This window comes from Curtobacterium sp. ZW137 (genome assembly GCF_003762905.1).
In the GTDB taxonomy this organism is placed as follows: Bacteria; Actinomycetota; Actinomycetes; order Actinomycetales; family Microbacteriaceae; genus Curtobacterium.
Map to the genome: position 1 here is coordinate 550,612 of NZ_RJKS01000004.1, position 16,769 is coordinate 567,380.

The 16,769-nt window shown below is 66.2% G+C and carries 18 protein-coding genes; 11 read left to right on the plus strand and 7 right to left on the minus strand.

Going from position 1 to position 16,769, the window contains the following annotated elements:
• Positions 1-3: 3 nt before the first annotated feature.
• Positions 4-453 carry a VOC family protein gene (locus EDF55_RS15945; RefSeq protein WP_123655925.1) on the minus strand — a complete coding sequence of 150 codons (450 nt, stop codon included), beginning with the start codon at positions 451-453 and terminating at the stop codon, positions 4-6.
• A gap of 1,126 nt (positions 454-1,579) precedes the next feature.
• Positions 1,580-2,095 (minus strand): RDD family protein, encoded by a 516-nt coding sequence (locus tag EDF55_RS15950; protein ID WP_123655926.1) that lies wholly within the window; start codon positions 2,093-2,095, stop codon positions 1,580-1,582.
• A 100-nt stretch (positions 2,096-2,195) separates the two neighbouring features.
• On the opposite strand from EDF55_RS15950, the gene EDF55_RS15955 reads away from it, so the two are divergent.
• The 4 genes from EDF55_RS15955 (at position 2,196) to EDF55_RS15970 (ending at position 5,417) form a co-directional block, all read left to right on the plus strand.
• Positions 2,196-3,173 (plus strand): NADPH:quinone reductase, encoded by a 978-nt coding sequence (locus EDF55_RS15955; RefSeq protein ID WP_123655927.1) that lies wholly within the window; start codon positions 2,196-2,198, stop codon positions 3,171-3,173.
• Between the two features lie 143 nt (positions 3,174-3,316).
• Positions 3,317-3,679, plus strand: a complete 363-nt coding sequence (locus EDF55_RS15960) for a PadR family transcriptional regulator (RefSeq protein WP_123655928.1) — start codon at positions 3,317-3,319, stop codon at positions 3,677-3,679.
• On the plus strand, positions 3,679-4,716 hold the full coding sequence (locus EDF55_RS15965; protein WP_123655929.1) for a hypothetical protein: 1,038 nt from the start codon (positions 3,679-3,681) through the stop codon (positions 4,714-4,716). Before EDF55_RS15960 ends, EDF55_RS15965 begins: the two co-directional genes overlap by 1 nt.
• A 332-nt stretch (positions 4,717-5,048) precedes the next feature.
• Positions 5,049-5,417 (plus strand): hypothetical protein, encoded by a 369-nt coding sequence (locus EDF55_RS15970; protein ID WP_123655930.1) that lies wholly within the window; start codon positions 5,049-5,051, stop codon positions 5,415-5,417.
• 94 nt (positions 5,418-5,511) lie between these two features.
• On the opposite strand, the gene EDF55_RS15975 is transcribed toward EDF55_RS15970, so the two are convergent.
• The 5 genes from EDF55_RS15975 to EDF55_RS15995 form a co-directional block, all read right to left on the minus strand.
• Positions 5,512-5,736, minus strand: coding sequence for a cold-shock protein (locus EDF55_RS15975; protein ID WP_123655931.1), 225 nt, complete (start codon positions 5,734-5,736; stop codon positions 5,512-5,514).
• Between the two features lie 16 nt (positions 5,737-5,752).
• Positions 5,753-6,193, minus strand: a complete 441-nt coding sequence (locus EDF55_RS15980; RefSeq protein WP_123655932.1) for a VOC family protein — start codon at positions 6,191-6,193, stop codon at positions 5,753-5,755.
• Positions 6,194-6,492: 299 nt separating this feature from the next.
• Positions 6,493-7,845: a DUF1254 domain-containing protein gene (locus EDF55_RS15985; protein ID WP_123655933.1), complete on the minus strand. Its 1,353-nt coding sequence runs from the start codon at positions 7,843-7,845 to the stop codon at positions 6,493-6,495.
• Positions 7,846-8,292: 447 nt separating this feature from the next.
• On the minus strand, positions 8,293-9,510 hold the full coding sequence (locus tag EDF55_RS15990) for an STAS-like domain-containing protein (protein ID WP_123655934.1): 1,218 nt from the start codon (positions 9,508-9,510) through the stop codon (positions 8,293-8,295).
• Between the two features lie 225 nt (positions 9,511-9,735).
• On the minus strand, positions 9,736-10,683 hold the full coding sequence (locus EDF55_RS15995) for a zinc-dependent alcohol dehydrogenase family protein (protein WP_260236083.1): 948 nt from the start codon (positions 10,681-10,683) through the stop codon (positions 9,736-9,738).
• A 90-nt stretch (positions 10,684-10,773) separates the two neighbouring features.
• Between EDF55_RS15995 and EDF55_RS16000 the strand changes: the two genes are divergently transcribed.
• The 7 genes from EDF55_RS16000 (at position 10,774) to EDF55_RS16030 (ending at position 16,525) form a co-directional block, all read left to right on the plus strand.
• Complete coding sequence (locus tag EDF55_RS16000; RefSeq protein ID WP_185017462.1) at positions 10,774-11,403, plus strand: TetR/AcrR family transcriptional regulator; 630 nt, start codon at positions 10,774-10,776, stop codon at positions 11,401-11,403.
• A 240-nt stretch (positions 11,404-11,643) separates the two neighbouring features.
• Entirely contained in the window at positions 11,644-12,108 is a 465-nt protein-coding gene (locus EDF55_RS16005) for a hypothetical protein (protein WP_185017464.1), read from the plus strand.
• A 56-nt stretch (positions 12,109-12,164) separates the two neighbouring features.
• Positions 12,165-12,905 carry a CPBP family intramembrane glutamic endopeptidase gene (locus EDF55_RS16010; protein WP_123655937.1) on the plus strand — a complete coding sequence of 247 codons (741 nt, stop codon included), beginning with the start codon at positions 12,165-12,167 and terminating at the stop codon, positions 12,903-12,905.
• A 26-nt stretch (positions 12,906-12,931) separates the two neighbouring features.
• Positions 12,932-13,747, plus strand: coding sequence for a CPBP family intramembrane glutamic endopeptidase (locus EDF55_RS16015; protein WP_185017466.1), 816 nt, complete (start codon positions 12,932-12,934; stop codon positions 13,745-13,747).
• Positions 13,748-13,791: 44 nt separating this feature from the next.
• Positions 13,792-14,682: a CPBP family intramembrane glutamic endopeptidase gene (locus EDF55_RS16020; RefSeq protein ID WP_123655939.1), complete on the plus strand. Its 891-nt coding sequence runs from the start codon at positions 13,792-13,794 to the stop codon at positions 14,680-14,682.
• Complete coding sequence (locus tag EDF55_RS16025; RefSeq protein WP_123655940.1) at positions 14,679-15,311, plus strand: hypothetical protein; 633 nt, start codon at positions 14,679-14,681, stop codon at positions 15,309-15,311. Before EDF55_RS16020 ends, EDF55_RS16025 begins: the two co-directional genes overlap by 4 nt.
• Positions 15,308-16,525 (plus strand): PrsW family intramembrane metalloprotease, encoded by a 1,218-nt coding sequence (locus tag EDF55_RS16030; protein WP_123655941.1) that lies wholly within the window; start codon positions 15,308-15,310, stop codon positions 16,523-16,525. The genes EDF55_RS16025 and EDF55_RS16030 overlap by 4 nt, the downstream gene beginning before the upstream one ends.
• Positions 16,526-16,769: the final 244 nt, after the last annotated feature.

Genomic DNA, 16,769 nt, shown 5'->3' on the forward strand with positions numbered 1-16,769 from the left:
ACCTCACCCATAGAAGGGTCGAGACGGGGTGCGCGGTGTGACGAAGATGCAGAACGGATGCCCGGAGGGGTCAGCGAAGACGATGAGGGGTTCGGCGGTGTCGGCGGACCGGTCCGTCAGGACTACCGCTCCGAGGCGTAGGGCACGAGTCCGCTGCTGTTCGAGGGCTGTTGTTGAGTCCACGGTCAGGTCGAGGTGGAGCATCTGCGGGGGTGAGCCTGTCGGCCACTGTGGTCGTGGCAGGTCAGGAGCGAGTTGGAAGGCCAGGCGGCGAGTTCCGTCGTCGGCGGTGAGCACCAACCACTCGGGCTGCTCCGACTCATCGGCGGCGGGCGCGTCCCCATCGCGGTACCGGAGTCCCAGCAGTGACCGGTAGAACTCGGCCAGCTCGCGTGGTGCAGGGGTGTCGATGACGGTCTGCAGGAGGTGTGGGACGTCGTCCGAGGAGGGCATGCCCCTGTCTACCGTCCGGACCGCCATCCTCCACCGAGACCGACCGAGGCAAGATCGACCAGAGGCGTAAGGTGCCGTCGTGGCTGCTTGGGAAGTTCTCTGGAGCGATCAACCGACTTCGGACAAATTGTCGATCACATCCTGCACGTTGATTCGCCGGACCGGCCTGGCGTACGACGTCGACATCGCGTTCTCGACTACTGATTCTCCGGACCGTCAGCTGCTGCATCGTTCATCGGGTCGGCAGCGTCCCCTGGCCGACGGAGGTACTCGCGAGTTCTCCGTCACACTCCCCGGTGCTGACCTCACAGATGTTCCAGATGGTCCGATTCGATTCAGCGCACCGAAGGCCACCCCAACTACAGCGCTCGTCGTGACTGTGATCTGGGCAGACGAGGCTGGTGGCGCCCGTAAGGAACAGTCCTTTATTCACGGACACAGCTAGCGTCTGACACGGGGCGGTCTAATATCAAGCGCATGATCGAGACAACGCGGCGCAGCCTTCTCGAACGACTCGTCGGACGGCCACTACCGTGGCTTGTTTGGGCCTGGGTTGTCTTGGCCGCTATCTGGATCTCCCTCGCGTTCGCCGAACCGTCCGGTCTCCACACCTTCCTGGCGATCGCGTGGACGGTCCTTGCCGCCGTCCAGCTCGGTACGGCCTACTACCGTCGGCGGCAGGAACAGCGGCGCATACACGAAGGTCCCGATACTCACTAGGAGCGTCAAGAGCCTTCGCGACGGCACTCCGTCACGTGAAGACTTGCTGCCGCGGCTCACTGATCGGTGCGACCACTCGCCTTCGCGTAGATCATCGCGTCCGATAGACGATCCACCATCGGACGCTTTGGGCGGGTCAGTACTTGCCCCGACGGTAAGCGACATACAGAAGCGCGAGCATGCCGACGCCCAGGGCGAGAAGCACCCCTCCGATCCAGGCCGCCGACGGGTTCGAGACGAGGATGCAGAATCCACCGACAACAACGACAGCAGCTATTACCGTTCGTGATCCCATCTGAAAGGTCCACCCGGGGTCACCACGTTGCGTCATACCGTGGACGGTACGCGCGTCGAGTGAGTCAGCGGGGTCGCGTCGGTCGGGTTCGGTGGCCGATCCTCATGCGGATTAGCCTGCCGAACGTCGCGTGACCTCTGTTCCACAGGCCCAGTCGTACGGCGCCCGCCCCCGACCGACGAAAAGAGAGAAGATCAAGGCGAGCGGGAGCACGTACGCGCAAACGGTCAGCGCCCAAACGCCGAACGGGACGCCACCGTCACCGCTGGCGCTCACAATGGCGAACACGGCCGCGTGACCAATCAGCCACGGAACCCCGACCTTGAGGATGTTCCGTACAATCGCGACATTCAGACGCGGTGAACGCCCATTCGCGCGGACGACCAGCTTCATCACTCGCTTACCGACCGTCGCCGCTTCGGGGCGTGACTCGCACCATGCCAGAGCGAGAACGACCGGCATCACGATCACCAGGGCGCCGACGACGTTCAGAACGACAGCATTCGCCGGCCGGATGACGTGCGCGAGGTAGAGCGGCACTCCCACAGCGGCAGTCAGGGCAACCCATCCGAGGACGCAGGCCCAGTCGACCAGCCATGCCAACAGTCGACTTCCCCCGAGTCTCATGCCGCCACGATAGTGACCACCTCGGCGTCCGGTAGCCGATCGGCCATCGGACGCCCCAGTGCCTTCAGGTACGTTTCATCTGAGGAAGGGATGCGGTGTCATGAAGGCGGCTTGGTACAACGAGCAAGGTATCGCGGGTGAGGTGCTGCAAGTTGGGGAACGACCCGCCCCCGTCCCCGGCGAGGGCGAGGTACGTGTTCGGGTGACGTTTTCGGGCGTCAACCCGGGCGACACAAAAAAGCGCGAGGGGTGGCTGGGATCAGCTATGCCCTACCCCGAGGTCATACCGCACAGTGACGGCGCCGGCGTCGTGGACCAAGTCGGCGCCGGCGTTGACAAGGAGCTGATCGGGCGCCGTGTCGCCGTGCACGGTGCGCAGTCCTACCGCCAGTTCGGCACCGCCGCGGAGTACACCGTCGTCCCCACGAACCTCATCACTCCGCTTCCCGATACGGTCCGCGACGAGATCGCGGCGTTGCTTGGGATACCAGGCGTGACCGCCCACCGGGCAGTCTTCGGAGACGGCCCGGTCACCGGGAAGGTCGTCCTCGTCCACGGTGTCCGCGGCGGTGTCAGCGGTATCGCTGCACAACTCGCGAAATGGGGAGGCGCGACCGTCATCGGCACGGTCCGCCGATCGACTGACCTCGACGCGGGTGGCCTTCCCGCCCTCGACCACATCGTCGCCCTCGATGACGAGCCCGCGGCCGCTGTCCGACGCATCGCACCAGGCGGCGTCGACCGGATCGTGGAAGTGGCACTCGATGCCAACGCGGATCTTGACGCGGCCGTGATGGCGAACGACGGGGTGATCGCCACGTACTTCGCGCACGGCGACCGGGTCTCGCTGCCATTCCCGCCACTGCTCTTCGCCAATGTGACCGTCCGATTTCTCGGCAGCGACGACTTCCCGCCCGCTGCAAAGCGCGCCGCGATGGACGACCTCGTCGCGGCCGTGCACGAGGGTGCGTTACTCCTCTCTGTCGGGGAGGTCCTTCCCCTCGACCAGGTCGCGCGGGCGCACGACGACGTTGACACGGGCCGCGTCGGCCGCGTGCTGGTACGCACCACGCCCTGACCCGCCTGTCGCGGATCCTCTACCGGGCGTTGTGCCTGAAGTGGGAAGGAGTCCGCCCGGCTTCCTGGAGCCCCGATCAGTCGCCGCGCCGACAAGACCACTCGAACACTTGCATACTCAAGCCATCTGTATATAGTGCTGCCATGAGTGAAGTTGAGATGCGTGAGCCCACGATGTTGGTGCTCACTTCGCTTGCGGGGGGCCGTAAGCACGGATACGCGCTGATCGCGGACGCGGCCGAGCTGTCGGACGGTCGCGTGCAACTGAAGGCGGGAACGCTCTATGCGGCACTAGATCGTCTGGTGGAGCAGGGACTCGTGACCGTCGCCGGCGACGAGGTCGTGGACGGCCGCAATCGCCGGTACTTCGAGATCACTGGTGACGGGATCGACGCACTGCAGGCCACAGCAAGCAGGCTCGAAGCCAATGCTGCTGCGGCGCGGTCGCGGATTGCCGAGTGGCGTCCGCGAGGTATCGCCGGGCAGATGCAGTTCGGGGGGATCTGATGAGCACGATGCACGTCGAACAGGGAACCCTCGAGCAGAGCTATCGACGGCTCGTCCGTTGGTACCCAGGGCGTTGGCGTCATCAGAACGAGGACGCTCTGATCGGGACCTTGCTGGACGTTGCGGAAAGCGAAGGGCGGAATCGGCCGCGACGGTCGGAAGTCTTTGACCTCGCTGCCAACGGGATCAGCACCCGAGTCGCCGCAGTCCTTTCGGCAGCTGCACGGGACCGGGCCGCGAGCTTCGCGCTGGGGACTGGGCTGGCGTGGTCCTTGGTGTACTTCGTCGTGCAGGACTGGATGCCTTGGAACCCCAAGGCGCACAACTACGCGCTGAATCCGATGGGGCCCTTCAACAGCCCCGGCGTCATCGTCACAGCACTGTGGGTCCTGGCCGGTGTCTTCGTGTTGTTCGGCAGTCACCTCCCGGCACGCCTGTCAGCGTTGGCGTCGTCGGTGGTCGCCATCGTATTGCTCGCCGTCCAGGCTTCATCGTCCGGGGACTACACCGTGGTCTACCCGAGCCCGGATCGAGTCACCTTCGTGCTTCTTGTCGGGCTCGGTCTCATTGCTGCGGTCGGAACGCCTCGTCGGCACTGGACGACTCTTCTCACCGCCGGCGGTTGGGGCTTGGCACTTACGGCAGGTCTGCTGCACATGCACGGTCGCGATATGACCTCAATCCCGCTCGCCGCGGGGCTGCCCAGCTGGTACGACTTCTTCAACCGGTACCTCTGGAGCGGTGGCCTGCTCACAACCGGTGTCGTTTGGATCCTTGTCAGCGCCCTCCTGGCGACGGCCGTTGTGAGCCGTTGGAGAGGCCATCGCGCGAGCGCCGCGGCGCTCGTCGTGTCGGTGATGCCGTGGGTTGCTGCAACTGTGACGAACTCGATGCTCATCCACGCAGTCGGTGCGTCCTCGATCGTCATCAACCTGGTGATGGCCGCGACCTGGATTGCACTGGCAACTGCCGCACTCACCTTGCACCCGAAACCCTTCGCGAATGGGGACGCTCATGGAACACCAAATCCGGCCTGAAGCGATCGCGCTGCCGCCGACGCAACCCATCGACATCACCGAGTGGCTGAGGCAGGAGGAGCAGGAGCGCCACACCAGCCACTGACATAGGCAAGAGCGGAGCGACCCTGGGGGGCGTTCCGCTCTTGTTCTGTCCTGCCCGGACTCGGCGCCACCATCTCTCGCTACCGCGCCCGGTTGAGGATCCCTAATCGGGCCGCGCGATCGGCAGGAGTCACGAAAAGTTCTACCTCGGCCGAAGAACGGCCGCCGCTGGTCGACGCTGCACTCGAATCTGACCGCCGCATGGCACCCTGTTGACATCCGACGAACGAACCAGTTGAGGAGCCCTGATGGCGTCCCGCACCCGGCGCGCACCACTAAGCGACCGCGGCGCGCTGTGGAACCTCGCCCTCATCTGGGTGGTCGTCGTCGTCGGACTGCTCACGGCGATCGGCTGCGCCGGGTACATGCTCAACGAGAGCCTTATCTCGTACAGCACGTGCGGTGCCCGCACCGTGACCTGCGGTGATGCTGGCTGGTATAGCAGCATGGGCCTCACCTTCTTCGGCGGCTTCGCTGCCGTCATCACCGGGGGCGCGTTCGGCATCCGCCGCCGCTACCGGGCCAGCGGCGTCTGGTACCCGCTCGCCGGCCTCGGCGGCGCACTCCTGCTGACCGCGGCCGGCGTCGTCCTCCTCAAGACTTTCACCCGCACGTAGGGCCTGCGACCTCGCCGCTTCGCAAGCCACGACTGAACAGCCGCGGTCTCGGACTCTATGAGCCATCCGCAATCGGACGGAGTCCCTGCTCGGCCTAGAACGGCGTGACGTCGTGAGCGCGGAAGAAGTAGCCGTCCTGCCCCGGTGGGTACGGCTCGACGTCGAACCGAACGCGATCCCCGGGCCGGAGCCTGTGGAACCCAGCCATGCTCAGGTTCGCGAAGTGCGCGAACACCTCCGACGCGACGTCGTCCGAACGGAGCGCACCCCACCCGTCCTCATCACTCCGCCAGGCACACTCGCCCTCGACGTTCCGCATCAGCAGACGCTATCGCTCAGAGTGTGGTCCCTAGAGCGGTTGGTCGTCGCCCCAGTGACGACTGGAACCGCACGAGGTATCCGTCAGGGTCTTGAACGAGGAACTGATGTACGCCGGCCTCTTCGTCTCCGACGCCGTACCACTTCGTCTCGGGTCGCATGAAGAGCTCAACGCCAGCGCGTCCGAGCGCCTGCGCCAGCGCCTCAGAGTCCGACACCGTGATCTGAAGATTCACCCCGCGGCCCAGCGGACGCTCAAGAGGTCCCGTGATCCAATTGCGACCCACGCCTGCTTGTTCGAGCATCAGGTGCGCAGAACCGAGGGTGATGTACGCGAAGCGTTCCTCAGGGCGCGAGTAGGCGACATCGAAGCCGCACAAGTTGCACCAGAACTCGACGCTCCGATCCAAGTCGGCCACGAGTAGCTCGGGAACGAGCGAGGGTTCAAGGGCTTCCATCACCGGACCATCGTCGCAGCCCTCACCCTGCGGGCAGTCCCGGTAGCGGATGGGTCACCGGGCACCCTTGAGCACGCGCAAGGGCCTAAGTGCTCCGCCATCAAGGTTCCCGGCGGTCAGGTGCCCGTTGACGGGGATCTTGATGCTGAGCGCCGTGATAGCCACGCACACGATGCGTGATCATGCGGCGGCGTCCCGTCGGCGCCGCTAACTGTGGTGTCCAGCGGGGATTGGAGATGTGGATGCGCTGGCAACTGCAATCTGGTGCGATTTACGCAAGACGGGGACGCGGACGGGACTTACCGTTCGGTGCGCACGATCGCGGGCGGGGTCCAGCGCCCGTCGAGGACCTCGTCACCTGGCTCGTACATGCGCAGGACCGGACGGAATCGTCCCGCGGGGCTCGGCAACCAGTTCGCATCGGGCGACTCGGGCTGCTGGTGCGCGATGGTGATCGTGAGTGCACCGTCGGCGTCTTGGGTGACGTCCGGCGTGCGGTCGCCGATCGAGTAGCGGTTGATGGGGTTCGCGACGAGGAAGAAGTCCGGCACTCCGTACATCGTGAGTGACCAGAACGCGCCCACCGGTGGTGGTGGTGCGAGGCGGAAGGTGTACTCGTGCGTGCCGTCGAGCTGGTCGCCGTGATCGTCGACGAACGTCATCACGTAGGCCGCTTCGTAGGCGTGGTTACCCCACAACCCGCCGAGCGCCGCACCGGCACGCTCGGCGTAGCGAAGGGTCGGATCCTCGATGCGGAACCGCTCGTCGTCGAGTGCGCCGACCTCGAAGAAGTCGAGGTTGTAGTCGAACACGTGCAGCGTCATCTTCCAGCCGTTCACCTGCGGGCTGGAGCCGGACTCGAGGATCTGCCGCAGTCGGGCCGAGGCCCCCTCGAGTGCGGACGTCAGGGCCGCCACGGCGTCGTCGGGCAAACCAACGTACGGCGACGCCGGCGAATTCACGCCGAGCCCTGCGAAGGACCGTTGCACTGCGGCGTCACGCGGCGCCGGCGGGAACTGCTGCGACCAGACGCGGAAGCGCTCGAGGAACGCCAGCGCGTCCGACACCTCCGGGTCGGGAACGGCCAGCCCGTGCGGTGCAGCATCAGGCGTGCGGGGAGTCAACGTCGTCGCGTCTTGGAGCGCGTGCACCGTCGGGAGGTCGGTGTCGCCGTCGACTGCCCACCGTCCGACGATGGAGGCAACCGCGGTCGGGAACCTGATGACCGTGTCGTCATCGTCAGGTTCGCCGTCCCAGTCCGGTGGCACGAGCAGGTAGTCGCCTGCGGCGGTGCCGGTGGCGCGGTGTCCGACGTAGGCGAAATTGTTCGTCCAGGCATCGACGAACTGCAGCACGTAGTACCGCCCCGCCGTGTCGGGCACGTGCAACGCCACCGGCCCGCTGCTGAGGTCGACTTGAGCCATCGAGTAGAGCGTGTCGTTGTTGATCGTCACGAAGGTGTCATCGGGGCCGGCAAGGGTCCGTCCGTGACTGAAGGTGTTGAACGCAACGGCCGGTACCGCGCCGATGCCGTCCGTCGTGAACCGCAGCACCTGGAGCAGGTTGAACACCAATGGGAACCCGTAGATGTACGCGTTCGTGACGAGCTGCACATCGATCTCGCCTGTCAGGGGATCATTCGATTCGGCCATGCAGCTGAGTCCATCCGCCCAGCCCGCCGAGGTCGCCACCCAAAACAGGTGGTCTTCCGTGCGGCGGCCGCGCCGCTGGTCACAGGGAGCGCGGTGCAGATCACCACTCTCCTTGGGTCGCCGGCCAACGCAGAAGGCGGGGGCGAAGCTCGCCTTTAGAAGCCCCACCCCCCTCGGCACGGCACCTGACCACCACCGTGACAGCGCAAGCGACAGTAGGCGGGCAGCGTGTCAAGCGCGGCGACTGTCCGTCGTCCCTCTCGTGAGAATCGAGCCAGCGCAAACCGTCCCGGTAGCCGATCGGCTACCGAAACGTTCCGACGTACTGCACGCTTGGGTATTGCTCGGCACTGCGGGACGAGGCACAGTCGATTTCTTGAGCGGCCGGTCGGGTGCCGACGGTGGATTGCGGGTACTAAGCAGGCACGCTCAACGGGACAGAATGCGTCAGAGACCGGTTACCAACCGCAGTGCGATTGCCCGCTCGATCAGGCTCCGATTCGTTGGCGAGGCCGCGTCGACGAACACCCGCCTCCGGAACTCGAGCTCGCCGAGCTCGACGGCCAACTTTCCGAGGACTTCGTCGGCGAAGCTGGAGGACACCACCCCTACGCCGGAGAAGTCGAGGACAAGGTATTGTGCGCCCGCGCCGATGTAGTTCAGCAACCGTGTGCGAACCTCCTCCCCCTTGACCCGTGACCCAAGAGAATCCTCGAGGTCGACGACGGCGACGCGGTGATGCCCTTCCGGGGTCTCGATCGACTCGAGGAAGTCGCTACCGATGCGGTATCGGCCGAGGGCGTCCTCAATGCGCACCGGCGTCGAGCAGTCCAGCTGCCAGTCGACGGTCGTCGCCTGATGCATGTCCGGGTCCAGGACCGGTCTGCTGAGCTCGGTGGTCGAAGCGTCCGGCCCGTTGGTCCACCGGCCCCGGCCCGAGGTAATCCGTAGCTCGCCACCGTTGATCTCGACCGCCCGCTGCAACCCGAACAGCCCATTGCCTTGATTGAGGTTGCCCTTGCTGGTCACTCCCTGCTTTATGGCCTCGTCGATGGCGGTGTGCGCCTGTCGCAGGCGACTCTTGTCGACCTTCCCGTCGGGACTGCTCAGCAACAGGGACTTCTGAATGCCTATGCCGGTGTCAGCGACGGTGATGGCGCACAGCCGCTGATGCTTGTGCACCTGCATCATCACGTACCCGCACTGTGCCCTGGAGTGCTGAAAGACGTTATCCATTACCTCGTATAGGCACCAGTTCAGCGAGTCGACGACACCCGCCTCGCAGCGGATCTGGTCGACCAGCGCCTCGATATACAAGTCCGCGAGGGTCTGCGCCTCCGACTCGTCGCGGTACTGCCATACATTGTGCGTCAGCCGGGTCTGATGCTTGACGTAATCAGCAACCTGCATCGGGTGCATCACATGCGTTCGTTCGACGTTCGGCGGCATGTTCGACGTCGAGAACGAGTACCCCGCCGAACGGTAGAAGTCCACTGCCGCGGCGAACGGCACCACGCCGTTCGGATACATTTTCCCCGCTCTGGAGAAGTCGATGTCCACCGTGTCCCCGTGGGAGACGGTCCGCATTCGGCGGATCAGGTCGTCGGTGTGGTCCTGCTTGTCCAACGCCTGAATCTTGTGCACTACCCCGTACCCGGACTTCATGGCCCGAGTCTAAGCCGATTGATCCTCACTGCATGCTGGCAAGGCCGACCGTGTCGTGTTCCCCGCAACCCGCGAACGGGTTAGCGCCGGCCGGACAAGCAGGACCGTTCAAACCCTCCACAGCCGTCTGGAAGCGATCGACACCGTTCGACAGCCGATCGGCCATCGGGACGTGTCGAAGCGGCCGTCGCGGACTTCGCCCCAGAGACTCGTCAGGCGAAGCCGTTACGGAACTAGGACAATCCGTCCGAACACAGCCCCCGTGTCCATCTGCCGATGTGCGTTCGCTGCGTCCTCGAGTTGCATGACCTCATGCACGACCGGGTGCAGTTCGCCCCGGGCGGCCGATGCGAACTGTGCGGCGCGGACCCGGTCCCGGTCGACCGGAGGGACCGAGTTGAGGCTGAACGTCCCGACGGAGCGCGACGCCTGGAACGACTGCATCAGGGCCATGCCGAAATCGATCGGTGGGAACCCCGCGACCGCGCCGACGAGGACCAATCGGCCGTTCGGTGCGAGCCGATCAATGAACGTCGGGACGTCGGCCCCTCCCACGATGTCGATCACCACGTCGAACGTGACCGCACTTCCCTCGGGCCCGGTCCCGGCACGGTCGAGGACGTCGACGGCACCGAGGGCCCGGAGCCGTTCACCGCGATCCTCCGACGACGTCGTGACGGCGACGCGGGCGCCGAGCTGTGCTGCGAGTTCCACCGCTGCGATCCCGATGCTTCCGGCTGCTCCGCGGACCAGCACGGAGTCCCCGGCTCGCGTGTGGGCGTGGGCGAGCGCGAAGTGCGCCACGGTCGCCGCGCTCCCCAGCGTCACCGCATCGACCGACGACAGCGCGTCCGGGAGCACGAGGACGTCGCCGACCTGGGCCAGGGCCAGCTCGGCGTACCCGCCGTCGATACCCGTGAACGCCCAGACGCGACGCCCGACGAGTTCAGGGTCGGTTCCCGGGCCCACGACGATGACAGTCCCCGCGACCTCGCTGCCCGGGACCATCCCGATCGGGTGGTGCGAACCGAGAGTCCCCCGCCGGATCATCGCGTCGACTCCACCGACGCCGGCGGCCTCCACCCGGATCAGCACCTCACCGGCTGCAGGGTCCGGATCGGGGACCTCTCGGAGCTCCATCCCACTCGGGTCGCCGAACTGTTGGATCGTCACTGCACGCACGTCTTCTCCTGCTCGTCGTCTGGTCGAGGTACGATCGGGACGCTAGTGGACGGGGGCGTCCACTTCGGCGAAGTGAGGACCATGAGCACGGATCTGTCTCGGAAACTCCGGATTGACGCGCAGGAGAACCGCGACCGGATTCTCACTGCAGCTCGGGAGCTGTTCGCCGAGCGTGGCCTCGACGTCGGGATGCGGGAAGTCGCCCGCCGGGCCGAGGTCGGACCCGCCACCCTCTACCGCCGGTTCCCGACACGACAGGCACTCATCGACGAGGCCTTCGCCGTCCAGCTTCGGACGTGCCGTCAGATCGTCGAGGACGGTGCAGCCGATGCGGACCCCTGGAACGGCTTCGTGGCGATCCTGCAGCGACTGACCGTCCTCAACGCAGAGAACCGTGGCTTCATCGACGCGTTCATGGCCGTCGAGCGACAAAACGCCGTGATCGCCGCTCACCGCCGGAGCCTCCTCTCGGAGATCACCCGAATCGCTCGGCGTGCACAGACACAGGGTCGGCTCCGTCAGGACTTCGTCATCGACGACTTCGTCCTCGTGTTGCTCGCCGGCCGAGCAGTCGCCACCGCGGACGCCGCGGATCGCGTCGCGCTCGCGCAGCGCTTCGCCACGCTGACCATCGACGCGTTCCGCGCCTCACCCCAGCAGCCCTGTCCGCGTGCCGCGCTCGGCCCGCGCGGGGCCGGAACGGTCCGGTAGCCGATCGCTAAACGAACCTTCGCGTGCACCAGGGCATAGGCCAGTAACCCATCACCATGAACTGTCGTCGGACCCGAACGCTCCACCCGCGAGCAGTGAGCTGCGTCGGTCATCGCCCAGACCGGGAACTCGCGACGCCGCCAACGGAACGCCTTCCGTCTCGGCGTGTAGACCGTCTTGTCTTCGAGGCTGAGAAACTGCCATGCTGAGACTTCGACGTCCCTGAGGGAATGAGACGCGATGGTCGGCAGGTCCGGATTCACCGCAGATGAGTGGCGGGACGTGGGTGGGGCACCTTTTACCGCGCCGGCGTTCATCGTGGCGTCGGGACCGCACCGCGCGGTGGCAACGGTGCGGAACATGCTCACCGCGGCGAAGGCGTTCATGTTCCAGTCCGACACGTCGAACATGTTGATCACTGACGCTCGAGCGGATGGCACCGGACCGAACGGGGACCCGGGTTCAACGGCGCACACTCCGGAGAACATCGCCCGTCTTCGTGCAACGCTCACCCGGGTCGCGGACCTGCTCGATGCGAAGGGTGGCGCCGACGCTGACGGGTACAAGCGTGAGCTGCTGCGCATCGGCACTGCAGCAGCACTGGCCTCCCGAGACGGCGTACTGGGCATCAGCGGGAATGCGTTGAACGAGTACGAGGACGCTGCGTTGACGGAGCTGGCGAAGATCTTGGGGATCCCACGGTGAGCGGGTCCTCCGTGGGCACCGACGGCGTTTCCGCCCCGATCGGGACACCCCGAGTCGTGCCCCGCGTCCGTTGGGGTGTGCTCGCGTACGTTGCCTACCTCGTGGTGTTCCTCGGGGTGTGGATCAGCACCGGCATCCAGTACGACCACATCGCCGATGACGCCGGAACCCTGACCCGCTGGTACGTGGCCCCACTCGCCGCGGGAACGGTCACCATCGCCGTGATCATCACCATCTTCCGGTGGTGGCGCCCGGTCCTGTTCGACGCGAAACGCCTCCTCCGGTGGCCTGCGGTCCTCCCCGCGGTGCTGCTCGCGGTCGTTGCGGTCGTCGCGGTCGCGACGTCGGCGCGGTCGGATGTGACACCGCTGATGTGGCTGCTGCTGGTCGCGGGCAGTGTCCTGGTCGGGTTCAACGAGGAGATCGTGACTCGCGGAGTTCTCGTCGTCGCCCTTCGGAGCCGGTTCGGGGAACTCGGCGTGTGGCTGCTGAGCTCGGCACTGTTCGCCGCGCTGCACCTCCCGAACGGGTTCTTCGGCGTCGGCCCCGGAGCCGTCGTGCAGGCGTTGTTCGCGTTCGGGTTCGGCAGCGCCGCGTACCTACTCCGCCGCCACACCGGGTCACTGCTGTGGGCGATGCTGCTGCACGGGCTGTGGGACTTCGCCACGTTCTCCAGTACCTCCGCGCTCGTCGGACTGCAACCGTTCATCGGCGCACTCGCCGTCGTCACCGCGGCCGTCGTCCTCACCCGCGGACCCGCCAACACACGAGATGCCAACCGGAAGGCCATCAGATGACCGTCGATACTCGCACCGACACTCGAGTGCCCCGGACCATCTGGGTGGGCCTCGCCGCGGTCGTGGTGTACCTGTTCTTCGCGGCGGTGCTCGGGAACGTGTTCGGCGACCTCGCCGGCGACGATGACACTGCTGAGTTCGTCCTGTCGCACTACATCCCGCTGCCGATCGCGATCATCACCGCGGTGCTGTTCCTCCGCTGGGCCGGATGGGGACGATCCGTCTGGGCGGAACGGCCGACACCGACACTGCAGCCACGCCGATGGTGGCTGGTCAGCATCCCCGTGCTGATGGTCCTGCTGCCGTTGGTGCAGCTGGTCGACGTGCCGTGGGGCGCCCGGCCCCTGGGAACGGTGCTGCTGGTGATCCTCGGCACCGCGATGGTCGGGTTCGGTGAGGAACTGGTGCTCCGCGGGATCCTCCTCGACGCCGTCCGCGCCCGCCACGGGGAACTGGTCACCATGCTGGTCACGGCCGTGGTGTTCGCGTTGGCGCACATCGTCGGCAGCATCTGGGCGGGTGTGCCGTTCGCGGCGATCCTGTTCCAGGTGGCGGTGCTGTTCATGAACGGGACCTTGTACTACTGGGTCCGACGAGTCAGCGGACGACTCTGGGTGGCGATGGCCGTTCATGCCCTCACGGACTGTGTCCTTTACCTTGCTGCCGGTCCGTCCCGGCCGACGGATGCGTTGACGCAACCCGCGGATGCTGCCCCGAACCCGATCCTCGCGGTCGGGCAGACCCTCCTCATCGTCGCCGCGGTCCTCGGTGTGATCAGCGCCGCACGCGAAGACCACCGCAACCGCACCCACGTCCGACACAACGCCACTGCAACGCCCTGACCCCGCGCAGCACCCCCGCGAACCGGGAACGAGAGGACACCCTCATGGCCACCGCCCACGAACACCTCGACACCACTGACCACGCCGGCAACGGGTGGCAACGGTTCTGGAACCGCGGCGGCTGGTGGCGTGCGGTCCTCGCGGTCGTCATCTACCTCGCCATCTACGAAGGAATCGGCTGGGTCAACGCCCGAACCCTCGGCCGCGGCATCGACACCAGCAATCTCTTCTCCTCACCCGGCTCCGTGTTCGCGGGCCTGACCGTGCCGATCCTCGTCATCGGTGTGCTGACCTTCGTCTTCGTGCTCACGCTGGGGTGGCGCCGAGAGGTCTTCGGCCGGCAACCAGTGCCCGGACGGAAGTGGATGTGGATCGCCGTCGCCTTGCTCCTCGTCCCCATCGGACTGCGGATGGCCGCGACGAACTGGTCGGCGTACTCCGTCACCGTGATCCTCGCGGTGCTGTTCCTCGGCTTGTGCATCGGGTTCACCGAGGAACTCATCGCTCGAGGCATCGCCGTGAACCTCCTCCGTCGCGGCCACTACTCAGAACGGGTCGTGGCGTTGCTGTCGGCGCTGCTGTTCGGGTTGATGCACGCATCGAACGCCATCTCCGGCGCGAACCCGATCACCGTCGGACTCACCGTCATCTACACCTTCGGGATCGGCATCATGCTGTACCTGTCGATGCGGGTCACCGGCAGCATCATCCCGGCGATGCTCCTGCACGCGGCGACGGACCCGACCACGATCCTCGCCACCGGCGGCATCGACGGGGAGAGCGCAACATCGGGCAGCGCGGGCCTGCTCGGCGTAGCCGGGATCTTCAACTTCGCGTACCCGGTCCTCGGCCTGCTGGCGCTGTTGCTCATCAAGGGCCGAGTCAGCGCCCGCGCCGAGGGCGCCCGCACGCAAGAAACCACGGCGACGTCATGACCAGCGAAACCACGAAGATGCATCGCCGCCACCGGTGGGTACCAGCCGACCGTCGGTGGTGGGGGCTGGACCGGCGGACGATCGTGCCCGCAGCGATCGTGCTCGTCACCGCAGCGATCATGCACTGGGCGGTGCCGTGGGTGAACGAGCGGGTCCCGTTCCGCGAGACCGTCACCGCTGGACAGACGATGACGCTCGACGATGATGTCGTCTTCACACCACCTGCCGGGTGGGGCATCAGCGACGGTGTCCGCACCGGCGACCCCGAAGCCGGTGGCAGCTACCCGAAGTCCGCGACCGTGTTCGACGGAGCGACCTCCATCACCGTCCGCAGCGGCACCTTCGACGGCACTTCGGCCGCGCTGCTGCGGAAACTCAAGACGACCGACGCGACCGCCAGAGTCCGGACGCTGACGTCGACATCAACCCCGATCACCACCGCATCGGGTGTTCGGGGCGTGATCAGCGAGTTCCGTGACGCCCGCAACGACGGCGCGATCGCCGCGTTCGTCTCGGACGGTGTCGGCGTGGAAGTCATCATCAACACCCCGAACACCACACCGACCGACCGAGCCACGGTCATCGGACAGGTCCTCTCGTCACTGCGCATCGAAGGAGCCGGAGCATGATCTGGAACCGGCTCCGCCGAGCCCGCGACCGCCCGACCGGAACACACACGCAGCTGTCCGACTACTCGAACCTCGAACAGGCCCGCGCAGCGGTCTTCGAACGCTCCGGCTGGGGACTGCGGATGGAGTGGTTCCAGCCGCGGAACGCCGCGTTCTGGGTGTTCTGGGGCCTGGTGATCACCGGAGGGTGGAACGCTGTCGGCATCATCCGTTCGACGGCGGCGCCGTTCGCGTCCGCGGTCGAGGTCAACAGCTTCGTCCTGGTGCTGTACGCAGCTCTGTTCTGGTGGATCACCAGAACGATGGACCGGTACTCCACCCTCCCGGTGAGCCTGGTCGTGCACGCGTTCATCTGGGGCGCCACCGCCGCGACGTTCTTCATGGCGATCTACGCCAACGACGCCGTGCTCAGCCTCTACGGCAAGACGTTCGGGCAGTCCTGGGCTGCGGACTGGGGTGCCGGTCTCACCGCCCCCATCACCGAAGAAGTGTCCAAGGGCATCGGTCTGGTGCTGCTGATCACCCTGGCACCCCGGATCGTGCGGACCACGTTCGACGCCTTCATCCTCGGTGCGTTCCTCGGTCTCGGCTTCCAGATCGTCGAGGACGTCCTCTACGTCGCGCAGACCGCTGGGGCGAACTTCGGCGCACAGCCGTTCCTCGCCGGATTCGAGACCCTGATCCTGCGTGTGACCACCGGCGTCGCCGGCCATATCGCCTACTCCGCGATCTTCGCGACCGGGCTGTTCCTCCTCGCGGGCAGCCCCGCCCAGCGGCGACGAGTGGGCCCGGGGATCCTCCTCATGCTCACCGCGGTCGTGCTCCACGGCGTGTGGGACGACCTCAGCGCGCTCACCGGTCCGCTGCAGAACTGGAACCTCGTCTTCATCGCGGTTCTGACAGTGGTTGTCCTGGTCGTGGTCTTCCGCGTCTTCCGGTTCGCCGTTCGTCCGGAACGGGATGACCTTCGCATCGTCCTCGCACCCGAGCTCGCTGCAGGGCTCCTCACCTCCGACGAGGTCAACGCGGTCGTCGGAACCCGGAGAGCACGCCGCCGGTACATCGCATCGGCCGGCGCCCGTCCTGCACGCCGCCGCCGCCGTGTCCTGCTGACGGCGATCCACGACCTCGCAGAAGCGCTCCCACAGACCGATGACCCGGACCACATCGCCTTCACCCGCCAGGAGATCACCCGCATCAGGACGGCAGCGTAGACCGATGTCCGTCGGACGCTGACCGGGCCGCAGCCGCGTACCGGTGGAGAGTGCGCTTCTGGAACATCCGGAAGCGCACTCTCGACAAGGAAACGGCGGGTGTGTCATCGTCACCTGTGAGCGCACGCTCAGCAACGCCACCACCACGCCGTTCATCAGGGGGACGCATGGGTCCGCAGGCGCAACACGGTGAACTACCACGTCACCTCAGCGTGTTCGCCCGCCTACTGGTGCCCGTCATCGC

Excerpts from the sequence above, each read along its gene's own strand:
- EDF55_RS15945 (WP_123655925.1), bottom strand. The coding sequence starts at position 453 with ATGCCCTCCTCGGACGACGTCCCACACCTCCTGCAGACCGTCATCGAC.
- EDF55_RS16020 (WP_123655939.1), top strand. The coding sequence starts at position 13,792 with ATGGCCACCGCCCACGAACACCTCGACACCACTGACCACGCCGGCAAC.
- EDF55_RS15985 (WP_123655933.1), bottom strand. The coding sequence starts at position 7,845 with ATGGCCGAATCGAATGATCCCCTGACAGGCGAGATCGATGTGCAGCTC.
- EDF55_RS15955 (WP_123655927.1), top strand. The coding sequence starts at position 2,196 with ATGAAGGCGGCTTGGTACAACGAGCAAGGTATCGCGGGTGAGGTGCTG.
- EDF55_RS16000 (WP_185017462.1), top strand. The coding sequence starts at position 10,774 with ATGAGCACGGATCTGTCTCGGAAACTCCGGATTGACGCGCAGGAGAAC.
- EDF55_RS16025 (WP_123655940.1), top strand. The coding sequence starts at position 14,679 with ATGACCAGCGAAACCACGAAGATGCATCGCCGCCACCGGTGGGTACCA.
- EDF55_RS15960 (WP_123655928.1), top strand. The coding sequence starts at position 3,317 with ATGAGTGAAGTTGAGATGCGTGAGCCCACGATGTTGGTGCTCACTTCG.
- EDF55_RS16005 (WP_185017464.1), top strand. The coding sequence starts at position 11,644 with ATGGTCGGCAGGTCCGGATTCACCGCAGATGAGTGGCGGGACGTGGGT.
- EDF55_RS15980 (WP_123655932.1), bottom strand. The coding sequence starts at position 6,193 with ATGGAAGCCCTTGAACCCTCGCTCGTTCCCGAGCTACTCGTGGCCGAC.
- EDF55_RS15970 (WP_123655930.1), top strand. The coding sequence starts at position 5,049 with ATGGCGTCCCGCACCCGGCGCGCACCACTAAGCGACCGCGGCGCGCTG.
- EDF55_RS15975 (WP_123655931.1), bottom strand. The coding sequence starts at position 5,736 with ATGCGGAACGTCGAGGGCGAGTGTGCCTGGCGGAGTGATGAGGACGGG.
- EDF55_RS16030 (WP_123655941.1), top strand. The coding sequence starts at position 15,308 with ATGATCTGGAACCGGCTCCGCCGAGCCCGCGACCGCCCGACCGGAACA.
- EDF55_RS15990 (WP_123655934.1), bottom strand. The coding sequence starts at position 9,510 with ATGAAGTCCGGGTACGGGGTAGTGCACAAGATTCAGGCGTTGGACAAG.
- EDF55_RS15965 (WP_123655929.1), top strand. The coding sequence starts at position 3,679 with ATGAGCACGATGCACGTCGAACAGGGAACCCTCGAGCAGAGCTATCGA.
- EDF55_RS15950 (WP_123655926.1), bottom strand. The coding sequence starts at position 2,095 with ATGAGACTCGGGGGAAGTCGACTGTTGGCATGGCTGGTCGACTGGGCC.